Origin of the sequence: Paenibacillus sp. KACC 21273 (genome assembly GCF_028736095.1) — a bacterium.
GTDB classification, from domain to species: Bacteria; Bacillota; Bacilli; order Paenibacillales; family Paenibacillaceae; genus Saccharibacillus; species Saccharibacillus kyungheensis.
This window is the reverse complement of the sequence record NZ_CP117876.1, coordinates 2,295,279-2,311,759: the sequence shown is the minus strand read 5'-3', so window position 1 is coordinate 2,311,759 and position 16,481 is coordinate 2,295,279. Positions and strand designations below refer to the sequence as shown.

Annotated in this window: 12 protein-coding genes; 3 read left to right on the top strand and 9 right to left on the bottom strand. The window is 39.6% G+C overall.

The window, feature by feature from the left end; all coding sequences use genetic code 11:
• Window positions 1-8: 8 nt before the first annotated feature.
• Window positions 9-1,931, bottom strand: coding sequence for a 1,4-alpha-glucan branching protein GlgB (gene glgB / locus PQ460_RS10460; protein ID WP_274172600.1), 1,923 nt, complete (start codon window positions 1,929-1,931; stop codon window positions 9-11).
• A gap of 295 nt (window positions 1,932-2,226) precedes the next feature.
• Between glgB and PQ460_RS10455 the strand changes: the two genes are divergently transcribed.
• Window positions 2,227-3,429: a glucose-1-phosphate adenylyltransferase gene (locus tag PQ460_RS10455; RefSeq protein ID WP_274172599.1), complete on the top strand. Its 1,203-nt coding sequence runs from the start codon at window positions 2,227-2,229 to the stop codon at window positions 3,427-3,429.
• 114 nt (window positions 3,430-3,543) lie between these two features.
• On the opposite strand, the gene PQ460_RS10450 is transcribed toward PQ460_RS10455, so the two are convergent.
• From PQ460_RS10450 to PQ460_RS10425, 6 genes are all read right to left on the bottom strand, one after another.
• Window positions 3,544-4,605, bottom strand: a complete 1,062-nt coding sequence (locus PQ460_RS10450) for a GNAT family N-acetyltransferase (protein WP_274172598.1) — start codon at window positions 4,603-4,605, stop codon at window positions 3,544-3,546.
• Window positions 4,606-4,631: 26 nt separating this feature from the next.
• Window positions 4,632-6,035: a sensor histidine kinase gene (locus PQ460_RS10445; RefSeq protein WP_273612620.1), complete on the bottom strand. Its 1,404-nt coding sequence runs from the start codon at window positions 6,033-6,035 to the stop codon at window positions 4,632-4,634.
• Window positions 6,035-6,733 carry a response regulator transcription factor gene (locus PQ460_RS10440; protein WP_069325954.1) on the bottom strand — a complete coding sequence of 233 codons (699 nt, stop codon included), beginning with the start codon at window positions 6,731-6,733 and terminating at the stop codon, window positions 6,035-6,037. Before PQ460_RS10440 ends, PQ460_RS10445 begins: the two co-directional genes overlap by 1 nt.
• Window positions 6,734-6,747: 14 nt before the next feature.
• Window positions 6,748-8,031, bottom strand: a complete 1,284-nt coding sequence (locus PQ460_RS10435) for a hypothetical protein (protein ID WP_274172597.1) — start codon at window positions 8,029-8,031, stop codon at window positions 6,748-6,750.
• Window positions 8,032-8,043: 12 nt separating this feature from the next.
• Complete coding sequence (locus PQ460_RS10430; protein ID WP_273616315.1) at window positions 8,044-8,769, bottom strand: phosphonate ABC transporter ATP-binding protein; 726 nt, start codon at window positions 8,767-8,769, stop codon at window positions 8,044-8,046.
• A 160-nt stretch (window positions 8,770-8,929) separates the two neighbouring features.
• Window positions 8,930-10,081 carry an MFS transporter gene (locus tag PQ460_RS10425; RefSeq protein ID WP_274172913.1) on the bottom strand — a complete coding sequence of 384 codons (1,152 nt, stop codon included), beginning with the start codon at window positions 10,079-10,081 and terminating at the stop codon, window positions 8,930-8,932.
• 277 nt (window positions 10,082-10,358) lie between these two features.
• Here PQ460_RS10425 and PQ460_RS10420 point away from each other — a divergent pair, with 277 nt between their 5' ends.
• Both PQ460_RS10420 and PQ460_RS10415 read left to right on the top strand, forming a co-directional pair.
• Window positions 10,359-11,276, top strand: coding sequence for a winged helix-turn-helix domain-containing protein (locus PQ460_RS10420; RefSeq protein WP_273612622.1), 918 nt, complete (start codon window positions 10,359-10,361; stop codon window positions 11,274-11,276).
• 12 nt (window positions 11,277-11,288) lie between these two features.
• A complete protein-coding gene (locus PQ460_RS10415; protein WP_274172596.1) occupies window positions 11,289-12,056 on the top strand; it encodes an HAD family hydrolase in 768 nt (255 codons plus the stop codon).
• A 102-nt stretch (window positions 12,057-12,158) separates the two neighbouring features.
• Here the strand turns inward: PQ460_RS10415 and PQ460_RS10410 are convergent, their stop codons facing one another.
• Both PQ460_RS10410 and PQ460_RS10405 read right to left on the bottom strand, forming a co-directional pair.
• Complete coding sequence (locus PQ460_RS10410; RefSeq protein WP_274172595.1) at window positions 12,159-14,489, bottom strand: type IA DNA topoisomerase; 2,331 nt, start codon at window positions 14,487-14,489, stop codon at window positions 12,159-12,161.
• Between the two features lie 320 nt (window positions 14,490-14,809).
• The gene (locus PQ460_RS10405) at window positions 14,810-16,297 is read right to left on the bottom strand and encodes a glutamate synthase subunit beta (protein ID WP_204823856.1); all 1,488 of its coding nucleotides are present in this window, start codon (window positions 16,295-16,297) and stop codon (window positions 14,810-14,812) included.
• Window positions 16,298-16,481 lie beyond the last annotated feature (184 nt).

The window sequence follows — 16,481 nt, the reverse complement described above, 5'->3', positions numbered from 1 at the left end:
TCCTCCTTCTATAATTTGCGTCTATTTGAAGTTCGACGCTTTAAAATAATGACACTAAGTGGTGGTAAGGTCATTTCAATACTTTGTTCTTGTTGATAGAATGGAACTTTCTCCGAAAATAACAACGATTCTGTTCGTCCACCTGTTCCGCCAAAGCGAGGTTCATCACTATTCCAGATCTCTTCATAAGTGCCTGCTTTGGGTACACCTACACGATAATTCACCTGCGGAATCGGTTGGAAATTAATCGCTATAATCAGTGTATCGTTTGTTTTCTTTCCTTTACGCATATACGTAATTACACTGCGTGCAGCATCATCTGCATTCAACCATTCGTATCCTTGCCACTCATGATCTTGTTCCCATAGAGCAGGTAATTGAAGGTATAGATGATTCAGCTCGCGTGTATAACTTTTCATTTTCTGATGCATATCGTACTCAAGCAACAACCAATCCAATTGATCTTGATCTTTCCATTCGATAAATTGTCCAAATTCGCCACCCATAAATAACAGCTTTTTGCCCGGATGAGTCATTTGATACGCAAGCAATAGACGCAGACCTGCAAATTTTTGCTCATAAGCGCCTGGCATTTTATCTAACAACGATTTTTTACCATGTACTACTTCATCATGAGACAGTGGTAATGTAGCATTTTCAGCAAAAGCATAGGTGATCGGGAATGTTAAAAGATTATGCTTTTCTGGACGTTGCTCAAAATCAGATTCCATATAATCAAGCGTATCATTCATCCAGCCCATGCTCCATTTATAATTAAACCCAAGTCCATTTTCATGTGCAGGCTTCGTCACACCCGGCCATGCACTTGATTCTTCTGCCATCATTAACGCATGCGGGTAATATTGGAAAATCGTTTTGTTAAGCTGTTGCAAAAATAAAATAGCTTCTTTGTTTTCAGCTCCACCTTGTTCATTCGGCTTCCAACCTCCAACTGTTTCTCTACCGAAATCAAGTCGAATCATGCTGGTAACCGCATCAACACGCAGACCGTCAAAGTGGAACATCTCCATCCAATATAGTGCACTTGAAATCAGAAACGAACGAACTTCTGGCTTACTAAAATCAAACGATAATGTACCCCATCCGATTTTCTCAGCTCGATCTGGATCAGCATACTCATATAATGGTGTACCATCAAACATCCGCAGTCCATGCGCATCTTTGGTGAAATGCCCGGGAACCCAATCCAAAATCACTCCAATATTCGCTTGATGACAAGCATCTACAAAGTACATTAGCTCTTGTGGAGTTCCATAACGACTTGTTGGCGCAAAATATCCTGTACTTTGATACCCCCATGATAGATCATACGGATGCTCGGTTAATGGCATCAATTCTAAATGCGTATATCCCATATCTACCAAATAAGGAATCAACAAATCTGCTAGCTCACGATAAGTGTAAAAGCTACCATCTTCTTTTTGTTTCCATGTACCAAAATGCATTTCATAAATATTCAGTGGTTTGCGATAAGGAGCACGACGTTTGCGTCTCCACACCGCATCGTTCCATGTATATCCAGATAAAGAAGCAACTACCGAGGCTGTAGCTGGACGTACTTCGGCATAATGAGCATACGGATCAGCTTTGAGAAACGAATCACCATTAGATGAAGTAATATGATATTTATATAAAGTGCCTTCATGAATATTGGGTAAAAATCCTGTCCATACTCCCGAGTTTGGAAGTTTATGTAATTGATAATATTCTCCATCCCAGTTGTTCCAATCGCCTGCTACGCCAACACGTGCAGCATGAGGTGCCCATACACTAAAACGCACACCGGACTCTCCATTTTCTGATGTCACATGAGATCCAAAATGACGATACGTATGAAAATTGGTGCCTTCATGAAAAAGATAAAGCTCTTCTGGAGTTGGCTCTCCGTAGACTGTCCGTTTTTGACTCAAAACATCACCCCGCTAACTAATAAATGTATACATCATTTTATCATCATTTGATATGTTCTTTATCTATTCTAATTTATTATTGCCCTGATTAGAATAGGTAAAGAATTTAAGTCACTAACTACAACTATTACCCTTATTTTGCACACTTGAAAAGACTACATTTGATGCAGAAAGGGGAACATAAGATTAAGAATGAAAATATTTTACAATAACTTGTTTCAACCATTATCTTTCAAGGTTATAAATCATTACATCATCATGAGCGTTGTCATTATATAGTTGGAGGGAAAAGTTAATGAAAAATCAAAAGTGTGTTGCTATGTTGCTGGCCGGAGGAGAAGGGCGCAGACTCGCACCACTTACATCAATTGTGGCCAAACCAGCTGTACCGTTTGGCGGAGACTTCAAAATTATCGATTTTCCTCTTAGTAATTGCGTGAATTCAGGCATTGATACGATCGGTGTACTGACGCAATATGAAGCTGCTTCGCTTCATGACCATATCGATCAAGGGGATGCTTGGTCCACATCCAATCTTCAAATGAACATCTCTCTGTTGTCTTCAGAAGCAACAGGTGAATATATGGGAACAGCCGATGCGATCACGAAAAATATCGCTTATCTTGATGCGCTTAATCCTGAAAATGTTTTGATTCTTTCTGGTGATCATATCTATCATATGGATTACAGTGATATGATTGCTTACCATGAACAACATCAAGCGAAAGCTACTATTTCGGTGATGGAAGTACCATGGGAAGAAGCTAGTCGCTTTGGTGTTATGAGTACTGACTCTTCAATGAATGTTACTAAATTCTCTGAAAAGCCTGCTCAACCTGAAAGTAACCTGGCTTCTATGGGTATTTATGTGTTCGACTGGCAATACCTAAGACGTCATCTGATTGAAGATGCTGCCAAAGCAGATTCTAATCATGACTTCGGTAAAGATATTATTCCGCAAATGCTTGCAGAGCATCAAATTGTAGTTGCTTACGAATTCCAGGGTTACTGGAGAGACGTTGGTACGATTGATAGCTTATGGGAAGCTCATATGGATATTCTAAGTGATGGTCAACAGTTCGAGTTAAAAAATGAAGCTTGGCCGATGTTCTCCCCTAGCTTAAATGTAGAGACTACTATTGCTCGTGAGCGTCAAGTACCGAATTGTTCTATGGTAAGTGATCAAGCCATTTTAGAAGGTGATGTACAACGTTCTGTTGTATTCAATAATGCTGAGATTGGTAAGTTTGCTCATGTTCGTCATAGTGTAATTATGCCTGGTGCTGTAGTTGGCAAGCATGCTCAAGTAGAATATGCTATTGTTGCTGAAGGTGCTGTGATCAAAGAAGGCGCTGTGATTAAAGGTACTGCTAACGATATCAAAGTAGTCGCTCCTTACGAAATCATTCATGCTAAACCTGTGGTTCGTACACAACCTGCACGTTTACTTCAAGAAGTATACGAGAAGTCCAGCCGACTACGTGCTGGTGGACTATAATTTAATTACGACCAAATACTGTTCATTCATTTATTGAATGATAGTCATTATAAATAAAAAAAGCGGTAGCCATCAGGCTATCGCTTTTTTATCATTTTATGATGTAGAGCGCGATTATAATGCTCTCCACTCATCTTCAAGAATACTCATTTCATATACACTATAATATTGTCCATCTAACCATGAAGAATCTCGCATTAATCCCTCTTTGCTAAATCCACAAGATTCATATAACTTGATAGCAGATACATTATAATCGTACACACCCAATGTGATACGGTGCATTCCTAACGTATCAAAACCGATTCGTAATAACTCGTTAAGAATTTGGCGACCATATCCTTTACCTCTAGCTTCAGGATCACCAACTAACAATTTGGAGATACGTGCAGATCGATTAGTACGATCAATTCTACTTAAAGCCACATGACCAACTTTGTGATTGGTTATTCGATCGACTACGATATAGATCAATTGATCTGAAAACATAGGATGATTGGCACCTTCTATATGAGCTTCCAGATCGGAAGTATCTAGTGGATATTCCCAGCCTATTCCACTCCACTGTTGCAGGAATTTAGCATCTCCTGACCATTCTAACAACTGTTCAAAATCTTTTTCCAGAAAATATTCTAACCGAATCTGATGATCTTCTGTGGGTGGAAGCTTCTCATAGAGACTTGCCAAGCGACCTTTTACATCATGAGTTCCCATATAGCGAAAATCTTGACTCTGATAAAAACGATTCAATGTAGGCAAATGCGCCATACAATCTAACCGAAGCCCTTTTTTACCAGATGTTAATGCATAATTGGTAGCCCACTGAATCAAAATAGCACCTAATCCAAGACTCCGAAAATCTTGATGCACCGTCAATCGATGCAAATATAAATAACGATCATCATCTAGGTGTTGCCAGTAATCGGGATCTCCTGATTGCAGAGTAAACATCGCTGCTGGTCGATCATCCACATAAAGAAGGAATACTTCACGCTCCGCAAAATAACTATGGATTAATTCAGGAGTAAACATTTCCTTTTTCCATTGTTCAATTCCTTGAGATTCCATCCATTCTGCCGCATTGACTAACAAAGAGGTTACCTGTTCGGCATGTTGCTCATTTGCTTGGATAATACGAAGTTGCAAATCTCCAACTTGAGGTTGTTGTAATGTCAAATGGTGTTCCTCCTTACATGATCAGTTTACGTAAGCTGTAAAATTTCTTGTTGTTTTGTTAAAGGTAGCTCAATCATAACGGTTGTACCTTTTTCCAGTTCACTATCGATATACATATCTCCATTATGCAATTGTACAATCTGCTGGGTGATGGCAAGCCCAAGTCCTGTACCGCCTCGGTTCGGATTCACTTGGAAAAAGCGATCTTTTACTTTTTCTAAATGTTCTTGGCTAATACCTATACCCGCATCTTGAATCGATATGCGTACTCGTTCAGGTGAAACTTCTGTTAGCATAATAAAGATAGTAGATTCTTCCGGTGAAAATTTGATCGCATTATCGACAATATTTAGAAAGACCTGTTTTAGACGGTTTCCATCAGCTTGTACGATAAATGGGCGTTCGCCCGGTTCTAATTTGAGCTGAATTTTTTTCTGCTCTGCTTTGGCCCAGACATTCAGCATCGTTTCTTGCAATACTTCTTTGAGATTCACTTCACCTATAACCATTTTCATCTGATTTTGTTGTAATTTTGAGAAATCGAGCATTTCTTCAACCAGTCCAATCAGACGATCGGTTTCTTTAGAAATAATACTCATACCAAGCTTTGTCTCTTCAGGATCGAATCCTCCCGAAACTAACGTCTCACTCCAACCTTTAATACCGGTAAGAGGTGTTCGCAATTCATGTGAGATTGAAGAAATAAAATCGTCTTTAATCTGATTACTACGAATAATTTCTTCCGCCATATAATTCAAGGTAGAAGCAAGCTCACCAATTTCATGAGGATAATTACCTTTGATGCGGGCGTTAAAGTCCCCTTTTGCCATTAGCGTAGAGACTCCAATAATATTGTTAAGTGGTCGCACAATAGAATTCGCTAATCCTAGACTTACTACCAGCACAATAATTAAGACAGCAGCTCCCACGCCTACAGCAACCATAGTAATCGTTAATAGCTTCTGATTTACGCGTTCTAGCGATGTCACATAACGCACCAGATAATTATCACCGTTCACTTGAATTTGTCTGGTCACTGCCATAACATTTTCACCAGTACCTGCTTGCTTACCAATCCAGCGACCGGTAGAACCTGCTAATGCTTGTGGAATATCACCGGTCTGGATCGGCTTATCTACTCTAAAATTGGTCGAGTTTTGCAAAACATTTCCCTGAGTATCCAAAAGTTGAACTTCAACCGTATCGCCTAACTCATAACGCTGAATAATCTCTTGATATTTCACAGGGCTCGACTGATCGCTGATAAAGTTTTGCGGTACATCTGTAGAACTATTGAGATAATTGTAAATACTGTCGTAATAATACGTACGCATAGAGAATAAAAACACTAACTCTACCAAGAGCAACGCCAGAAATACAACAATAAAGTAATGCAAAACAATCTGGCGGCTAATGCCTTTTTTGATCATTAGGACTCCCGGCCTCTCCATTTATAGCCATGTCCCCACACCGTTTGTAGGAATTCAGGTTCAGACGGGTTGTTTTCGATTTTTTGACGCAAACGACGAATATTTACATCTACAATTTTGGGATCACCCATATACTCTTTGCCCCATACATGATCCAACAGTAGATCACGACTAAGCGGTGTATTTTCTTTTTCAAGGAAAAATTGAACCAATGAGAACTCGGTTGGTGTCAATTCGATCTGTTGTCCTTTTTTCTTAAATTGTTTGGAGATCAGATCCAGTGTAAATGGGCCGGATTCAAAGGATACTTTGGTATTCGATTCACGTTGTACATTGACACGACGTAACAAAGACTGAATACGAGCAATCAATTCAGTAGGGCTAAATGGTTTGCTGATATGGTCATCTGCACCCACTGATAAAGCATATACTTTATCTTGTTCTTGTACTTTGGCTGTCAAAAAGACAATACCAATACGTTCATTTTTTTCACGAATACGACGACATACTTCAAAACCGTCAATACCCGGAACCATGACATCAAGCAAAGCAATATCAATATCAGGAACAGTTTCTAACATATGCAATGCTTGCTCACCGTTCTCTGTCTCTATCACTTCAAATCCATTTCGCTTCAAGTTAATAATAATAAAACTGCGGATTGATTCTTCATCTTCCATAATTAACACTTTACTCATAAAAATAGACCTCCTCAATTCAATATCAGATTATTTTTTGTGTTTTGCCAGAGTGCAATATATTGATCATTGGAGGTTGTAATAAGCTCCCAATCTTTATTTGTCTGATTGTTCCATTGAGCTGAAGTAAAGAAGCGAACTTCTGCTACTTTTTCTCCTGTATCTTTCAATATAAAGCGCAAATCTTGATCTTTGTTAGACTTCGTATCGAGAGTGATTTTATCGTTCCATTCCGGTGCAAATTTCAACACAAACCGTCCTTGATCATCTCGGTATTGCTGACTAACTAATTTGAGTTTGTTATCTCCATCCCACTGATAATAATATATAAAATAAGGGATTTCGCTTGTTTCGATATTTTCCCAGCCTAATGGAATTTGTAGCATTCCAATTTCCAATATGCCATCTCCATTTACATCATCACTATAGATCAAAGAGTCTTTGAATGTAGCGGCTTTGCTAATCGGGAATACATCTCGAAGCTTATTATTGTCCATAACAATCAAATGAGTAAATCCAGAGAATGAACCTAGTAACTGATCCATAATGATTCCATTTTGATCTTTGGATACTTTTCCAGCGACTACATTATAAAATCCTAACGTAATTGTTGAATCCAGATCAATCGAATCGACTTCTTGGAACCCATCTTTATAACGGAAATTCGTGATTGTTAAATAACTATTACGGCTCATGTACATCGTTGTCAGATCATCAACACCATCACCGTTCATATCCAAAATCTCATAATAAGTGTAAGGCTTTTTGTCTACAATATTCAACTCACCTTTGTCATAACTATAGATCACCAGATTTTTCTGCATGCTATCTACACCACTATTCGTCGTATTGATCGCATTTGAATATCCAACAATCAGATCTTTATGTCCATCATGAGTAATATCTTTGATTTCTACACTTTCCAGCACATATCCTTGCCCTTCAATATCTCTTTTTTTAATCCAATCTGAACCGGATTGTTCAAAAATCATACCGTTGATTCGAGCATCGGAAGTCGTGTAGAAAGCAATAGCTTCCATTTTGCCATCTCCATCAAGATCCGCTTGTTGAATCCAATCATTGGCATTACCATTTTTGGGGTTGGCAAGCTTGGCACCAGGGGGTAAAGCTGCTTGTATCGTACTACTTAATGTCTGCTTATCCGAAGGTAACTGCGGTAATTGCATAAGCCCTTTCGGATCTGAAATGAGTTCACAACCGCTTAACAGGATCAATAACGTTGTTATTGTCGCCAAGCGTACCCATAGATTCCATTTCAATAGTATCACTCTTTTCATTAACTAAATCTGTTATAACAATCGACGTTCGGCACTGGTCAATCTCCGACCTTTAATATCAAAAGCAATATGTCCTTCTTGCAGTCCAATAATACGAGTCGCATATTTTTCTGCTAATTCTAAAGGAATCACTGTAATAATAGTGACACGCTCACTACTGCATAATGCACGCAGTGTTTTGATCACATCTTCTCCAGATTTGGGATCAAGCCCTGTGATAGGTTCATCTGCAAGAACGACTTTGACACCATGAGCAAGAGAACGAGCTATCGCTACACGTTGACGTTCGCCACCGCTTAATGTACTTGCTTTTTGATGAGCTTTGTCGAGCAATCCTAGACTTTCTAGTACATCCATTGCTCCCATATAATCGTCTGAACGCACCATACCTGTGAGCATGCGCCAGATCGGTGTCTGTCCAGCTTGTCCAATCAATACATTTTTAAGAGCTGTTCGTTCAGGATGAAGTTGAGGACTTTGTTCTACATAAGCCCATTCACGCGAGATTTTGCGTTTACCGCTAAAGCCTGCTTTCATAATATCGATATCGCCTACTTGAAAGCTACCGTCTGTCCATGATTCTTTCATCGCCAGACATTTAAGTAATGTACTTTTACCGCTACCGCTCGGCCCCAAAATAGCAATCATTTCACCATGCTGAATTTCCAGGCTAATCCGATCCAATACTTTGGTTTTATTTTCACCGACCGTTTTTGTGAGATTCTCTATTTTGATCATCGACATCTATCGTGAGCCGCCCTTCTCTATCTGGTGATTACTGGAATGTGTATGATTTCTATCGCTTCTCCTATTGATCTGTAGCACTTTGGTATGCACATAGAACCATTACTTATTAGTTTAGGGGAAAAAGCAAAGAAATGCCATCTACTGTACCTGATTATTTCGATTTTTCTTTAAATATAAAACCAGTAGCAGCAAAAATCATATAACAACCACCCAAAACCCAAAACAAACTAGCTGGTGAACCCATCTCTATTCCTTTTCCTCCAAGCGCTGGCCCAATAATACTACCTGCATTAAAATGAAAAGAAGCTAATACGTTAGCAGCAGGCAAATACACTTTCGGTAACATATCAGCCGCATACGCTAGTCCTAAAGAAAAGAAAGAACCGATCAATCCACCGGCTAAAGCAAAAATAGCAGCGATTGCGATCATATTCGTTTCTGCCATCGGAACAAATAAAAATAGTAATCCACCCAATCCTCCGCAGATCATCAACATCTTTTTACGTCCATACCGATCACTTAATATCCCCAAAGGAAGCTGAAGGATTAATCCCCCGATACCGATAAAAGGAAGTAAGAACGCAATATCACTTGTTGAAAATCCAACTCGCAATCCATACACAGGGAAATTACTGTTCATAGCAGCTTCCATATATCCGTACAAGAAAGCTGGAATAAGCGCATACCAAGCCCAGCTATAACTTTTTGTAAATCGACGTTGTGCAGGTTCATCGGTTGCGGTTTTCTCCGGTGTTCCATGTGGCAATTTCCAGATAACCAGAATAACGACAATTAGGAATAATCCTGCGAGTAATAGAAACGGAGCATATACTCCCCAATCAAGCAATTTGATTCCAAGCGGGCCGATACTGAAACCTATACCATACGACATGCCATAGATTGAAAGATTACGACCGCGATGTTCGGAAGGCGTCATCATCAATACCCATAATTGAGCAGAATAATGAACAGCGCTGTCTCCAACACCGACTAATAATCTTAATACGAACCAAAAAATAATACTTGGGTACAGTGGAAATAACGGTAATGTAATCAGCACAAGCAACAAACCGCCAAGCATTAACTTTTTAAATCCTAAAACGCCTAATAGTCGTTCTGCGACCAGTGTCATGCCGAATGAACCGATATACAATACAGCAGCATTTAAGCCGTTTAATGTTGAAGATACACCCATTTTTTCCAGAAAAATAGCCAGTACAGGTAACAACATCCCCTGACTGATACCAGCTACGATAATAGCAATAATCAAAATAGCAAAATGAACTTTGGATACAGAATGAATCGATTGCGAATGCTGGGACGATGTTTTGAGCACGATAGTTCCTCCAATTATGTAATGAAACAAGATGTAAATGAATCATAGAATTTCTCTTTTGCAAAATACCATCCGAACATTATAGTGGACAATATACAAGTAAACAAGCCATAATAACATGATAATAACCGATATATTGACTTGATTGTAGACGTATAAAAAGGTTATATTGTTACACTATGTTGAATCTGAAATAAGATTCATCTATTGTTGAATAGATATTATTTGGGAGGGTTCTGGTTTCATGAGCTATGACGTGAAAATAGATGTGTCTCCGATCTACGATTTACTCGGAAGTTTTATGGTCTATGTGACCAAAAAATGGATTCGTGATATCGATCTGGGTTCAGAATGGATCAGAGACATCGACAACCAACTAAGCCCTGGAGTGCGTTCTGCTATATTAGAAGCATCTTCGTGGCCTTTTGATGATTTTGATGTATTATATGCCTGGGCAAGCTGTCGTCATGCTGACGGTTCTGTTCGTGATTTTTTAAATCATTTAGAAAATGCTTCTGAAGATGATATGTGGAATGAGATTCACGAACTGCTACCGACTATGACTTTACTCGATACTAGACGTATTCAGACCAGTTATGCTCCACTATTAAAATTATGGTATGAACATTACTTTCATCATATAGAAGATGAAATTCTTGAATTAATCACAGAAGATGCCAAAGAGAAAAAAGGGTTACTGGACAAAATGGACCCTAGTGCATTAATTGAATATGCTTCAGGCGGCTTAGTGGTAGATCCTTTTCCCGAGTTAAATACGGTGATCTTATTCCCAACGGTACATAACCGCCCAATCAATACGTATTGCTTTTACGAAGGCGTGTTATTGATTCAATATCCAGTTGATGTACCTGAACAAGATGAAGAAGATCCACCAAATGTTCTTTTACGTATGACACGAGCATTATCAGATCCAGAACGCCTACGTATGCTGCGCTACATTGGCGGTGAACCACGTTCTTTACAAGATATGGCTCACTATCTATTACAACCTCAAGAGTCGCTTATGCATCATCTGATGATGCTTAGAGTGGCAGGCTTGCTGCGTATCCACCTCGGTAGAGGGGATATTGAACGTTTTAGTATTCGACAGGACGGTGCTTCTGAGCTTCAACTGTTCCTCGAATCGTATATCCGTATTTAAGGAGTGAATCACATGAAAGACATCCGACATCAGCACCTTATCTTTGATATGGATGATACGCTGATCCATTGTAACAAATATTTCAATCTCATTTTAGATGAATTTATCAGTCTGTTATCCGAATGGTTCAATCATCCAGCAGTAACGATGGATGCTATTCGTCAAAAACAAATCGAAATTGATGTAGCTGGTGTGCATAGAGTAGGTTTTGCTAGTGAACATTTTCCCAAATCATTAGTTGAAACGTATCATCATTTCAGTCAATTAGTAGGACGACCAATACATGAAGCAGAAGAAAATCAATTACGTCTACTAGGCAATAGCGTATACGAGAAAGAAGTAGAACCTTATCCTGGTATGGTAGAAACGCTAGAAATTCTTCAACAAGCAGGTCATACTTTATATCTGTATACCGGCGGCGAGACTGTTATTCAGCAACGCAAAATCGATCAGATGAAATTGACATCTTATTTCGATTCTCGCATCTTTATCCGTCAGCACAAAAATATTCATGCGCTTGAAGAGATTATTAATTCTCATGTACTTCCACGTCAGGACACATGGATGATCGGTAACTCTTTACGTTCTGATGTTCAACCTGCTCTACATGCTTCTCTCAATACTATTTATCTGAAACAATCCCATGAATGGGCATATGATGTAGTTCAACTTCAACACGACGACAATCTTCCGTTCTACACCATATCGCAATTGGTTGAAGTTCCTCAAGTCATTCATGAAAGTCTATCACAACAGCAAAAGAAACGGACATCGGGTTAATTCCCGGTCCGTTTTTTTGTTTTTCATTAAAAGCTTTATTTTCCTTTTATTGCATAACATAGATTAGCCATACTTATGATTATTTATTATCATCTACTACGTTTATTTCACAGCTTCTAAGATCAATTTGCCAGATTCCTGATCGACCAGTTTGATTCGTCCTTTATGCGTTTCATTTCCTTTTTTGAAAGCAAGAGCTTGAGTCTCACCTTTTTGCAATAACGTTTTGAGCATAGAGACCGATATTTTTTTACCAGCAAATTCTTTCCAGATCACAAAAGTACATCCTTGTTTGAAATGTGAACAACCATATCCTTTGCGCCCCTCTATAATTTGCCCGCCACAATTAGCATTCGGGCATTTACCAAGTGCTGTATGTTCTCCAGCCGCTCCCATCGATACAGTAGCTGTAGCCGATTTGGCTGTTGATGCAGAAGAAGTGGATGCTGATTTAGCAGTTGATTTGCTTGTAGCACTGCTTTTACTACGATTGGTTGTACCTGCACTTCCTTTACTTGCAGTAGTACGTGTAGATTTCGATGAACGGTTACCTTTACCCGTTGAACGTGATTCATCGCCAAATCGTCCGGCAATAGCAGGTGATTGTGTTTTTACTTTTTCGATCACAGAGGCGGCGAATTTCTTTACACTTTCCAAAAAGCGATCAGAATCTGCTTCTCCACGTGAAATCTGATTAAGCCTGCGCTCCCATTGCCCTGTCATTTCTGGCGAAGTGAGAAGTTCTACTCCAGCCGCACGAATCAATTCGATAGCAGCACGTCCTTTTAACGTTAACTCCATCTTTTTACCTTGAGTATTAATATATCCGACTTGCTTCAGTCGTTCTATTGTTGCCGCTCGTGTAGCCGGTGTACCCAGACCCGACTCTTTCATCGCATCACGCAATTCTTCATTCTCGATCTGCTTGCCTGCACTTTCCATCGCTTTGAGCAAAGTACCTTCTGTATAATGCTTGGGCGGTTGAGTCGCTTTTTCTTTCACTTCTGCTTTGCTACATTGCACAGGTTGCTTATCATCAATAACAAATGGTTCTTGTACTTCTTCCTCTGGCTCTTCTTCTTTACCATTTTCACTTTTGGTTGAAGATCTACTGGAAGATTTGGATTTATCTTTATCAGGCAATGTAGCTTTCCATCCTAAAAACAATAATTCTTTGACTGCTGTTTTGAATGTTTCCTGCTCTACAGTGGTCATTACAGTATGATGCTTGTATTCAGCAGGTGGATAAAATTGTGCTAGAAAACGACGCACAATCAGATCATACAATTGCTGTTCTTCTTTGCTCAGTGTACCCGGCTTTTTCAACGTAGGTAAAATCGCATGGTGATCTTCCACTTTAGAAGGATTGCAGACCGCTTTATTGTTAACATGGACACGTTTGCCTTCTGCGCCTTCTGCCAGTTGTTCATACGGCGTGTTTTTGAGCATTCCTAACACTTTATGCATGCCATCAATATTTTGTTCGGTAACATAGTTAGAGTTGGTACGCGGATAGCTGATGACTTTATGCTTTTCATACAGAGCTTGCGCGGTGTCAAGCGTTTTTTTGGCTGAGTAACCAAATTTGGCATTCGCATCCCGTTGTAGCAAGGTAAGATCATACAGTTTGTATGGGTACTCTTTACTTTCCCTGATATCGTATTTGGTAATACGTCCTTCTTTGCCTTTTACTTTATCAACAATCGCTTGTCCTTTAGCTTGATCGGTAATCCGATCACCTTGCCACACTCCTGTATAACTTTTGTCTGCCTGCTTGAATGTAGCTCTCACTTCATAAAACGTTTGCGAATCAAACGCTTCGATTTCTTTCTGACGATCATAGATTAAAGCTAGTACGGGCGTCTGTACACGTCCTACAGACAATAAATTATTATGTTTAATCGTAAAAGCGCGAGACGCATTCATCCCGATTAACCAATCCGCTTCACTTCGTGCTCTCGCTGCCCGGGTTAAATTCTCAAATTCCTGTCCGTCTTTTAATTCAACAAATCCTTTGCGAATACTTTCAGGTGTAAGATCTGATATCCATAAGCGCTTGACAGGCTGTGTAAGCTTCAATTGACGCTGGATTAACGCAAATATATGCTGACCTTCCCGCCCGGCATCACAGGCGTTTACAATGCGGTCACAGCGCTTAGCAAGTTCTCCGATCGTATTCAATTGATCTTTGGTTCGAGGGTTAGGTACAATTTTGAATTGCTCTGGAATAATAGGAAGATCGCCGAAGTTCCATTTTTTATATTTGGGATCATAAGCATCGGGTTCTGCGAGTCCTATTAAATGACCGATTGCCCAAGTAATAATATATTGTTCCCCTTCCAAATATGTACGGTGATTGCGTGCTTTAGGCTCCATCACAGCAGCAATATTCCGTCCCATATCAGGCTTTTCTGCTACGATTAATATTTTCATTTCGTTCATTCCTTTCCGGGAATGGATTGTATCTTAGCGACAAAAAGGGACCACACCCTGGAGTGTAGCCCCCTTGCCCACGTACTTGCTATTGCTATTTATTATAACATAGCATCGTTCAAATTTCGATTGAAGTTTTGTGTTTCTATGTTTATGTCTACCTTGAAATAATAATGATCGATAAGACAGATCAACATAATAAAAGCTACCGTCAGCTAGAACTATTCTTAGCTAACGATAGCTTTTATTAAATGATTTCTTGGTATGGCGTTGGCTATCACATAGAGAGCACTCTACTGCTTCATTGATCTATGACTCTGTTATACAAGCACTGTTGAACCCATCAAATATTTATCCACTTCACGCGCAGCTTCGCGTCCTTCATTAATCGCCCATACGACTAGACTTTGTCCACGACGCATATCACCAGCAGCAAATACTTTATCTACATTGGTATTGTATTTACCATAACGTGCTTTAACATTCGTCCAGCGATCTGTTGCTAGACCTAATTGTTGTGGCAACGTTTGTTCAGGACCATCAAATCCGATAGCAATTAGTGCAAGTTCCGCAGGGAATACTTTTTCTGTACCTGGGATTGGTTGGTAGATTTTACGACCGGTCTCATCGACAATACGTTGAATTTGAATCGTATGCAACTCTTTCAAGTTACCATTTTCATCACCAACAAATTTAGTCGTCATGATTGAGAATTCACGTGGGTCACTACCGAATATCGCTTTTGCTTCTTCTTGTGCATAATCCAATGTGTACACATTAGGGAATTGTGGCCACGGGTTACTAATAGGATCACGTTCTAAAGGCGCTTTGTCATGCGTACCGAATTGAGTGACTGTACTGCAACCATGACGAACCGAAGTAGCTACACAGTCAGAACCAGTATCACCGCCGCCGATCACAATAACATTTTTATCTTGAGCAGATAAATAATTACCATCTTCAAGATTGCTATCCAGATAACTTTTAATCGAACCGTTTAGGAAATCCATAGCATAGACAACACCGTTTAACTCGCTGCCTTCAATATTGAATTCACGCGGTTTCGTTGCACCGCCACAAAGTATAACAGCATCATATTCATCAACCAATTGTTGCGCAGGAATATCTTTTCCAATTTCTGTACCTGTAATAAATTCGATACCTTCTGCGATCAAAAGGTCAACACGACGCTGAACAATACCTTTGTCTAATTTCATTGTTGGAATACCATATGTTAGCAATCCACCAACACGATCAGACCGCTCATAGACAGTAACAGAATGACCTGCTTTATTTAATTGTGCTGCACACGCCAGACCGGCTGGACCTGATCCGATAACCGCTACACGACGACCTGTACGTTTTTCAGGTGGTTGTGGAACAACCCAACCTTCTTCAAAACCTTTTTCAATAATCGCTTCTTCAATGGTTTTGATCGTTACCGGTTGTCCGATCAGACCTACCGTACACGAACCTTCGCACGGTGCTGGACAGATACGCCCTGTAAATTCAGGAAAATTATTTGTTTTGTGTAGACGCTCTAGCGCTTCTCTCCACAATCCACGATACACCAAGTTATTCCATTCAGGAATCAAGTTATGAACCGGACAACCAAAAGTTCCACCAGCCATATCCATTCCTGTGTGACAGTAAGGTGTGCCACAATCCATACATCTAGCGCCTTGTGTACGGAGCTCATCTTCTGCCATATGTTTGTGGAACTCTTGCCAATCTTTTACGCGTTCAAGCGGATTGCGATCCGCGGGAATTTGTCTTTTGTATTCCATGAATCCAGTTGGTGTAGACATTTTAACATTTCCCCCATCCGTTCTGTCACTGCTAAGCTTGTTGTACAGATATTTTTATGATATCCAATCTTGTTACCTTCTCTTTATTTAGTGAATCTAGGTGTCGTCTTACTACTTGTAAAACACAATACTTGCTTGTAATAAGTTTATTTTCTAGATTATCATTCACACAAATAAATACAAA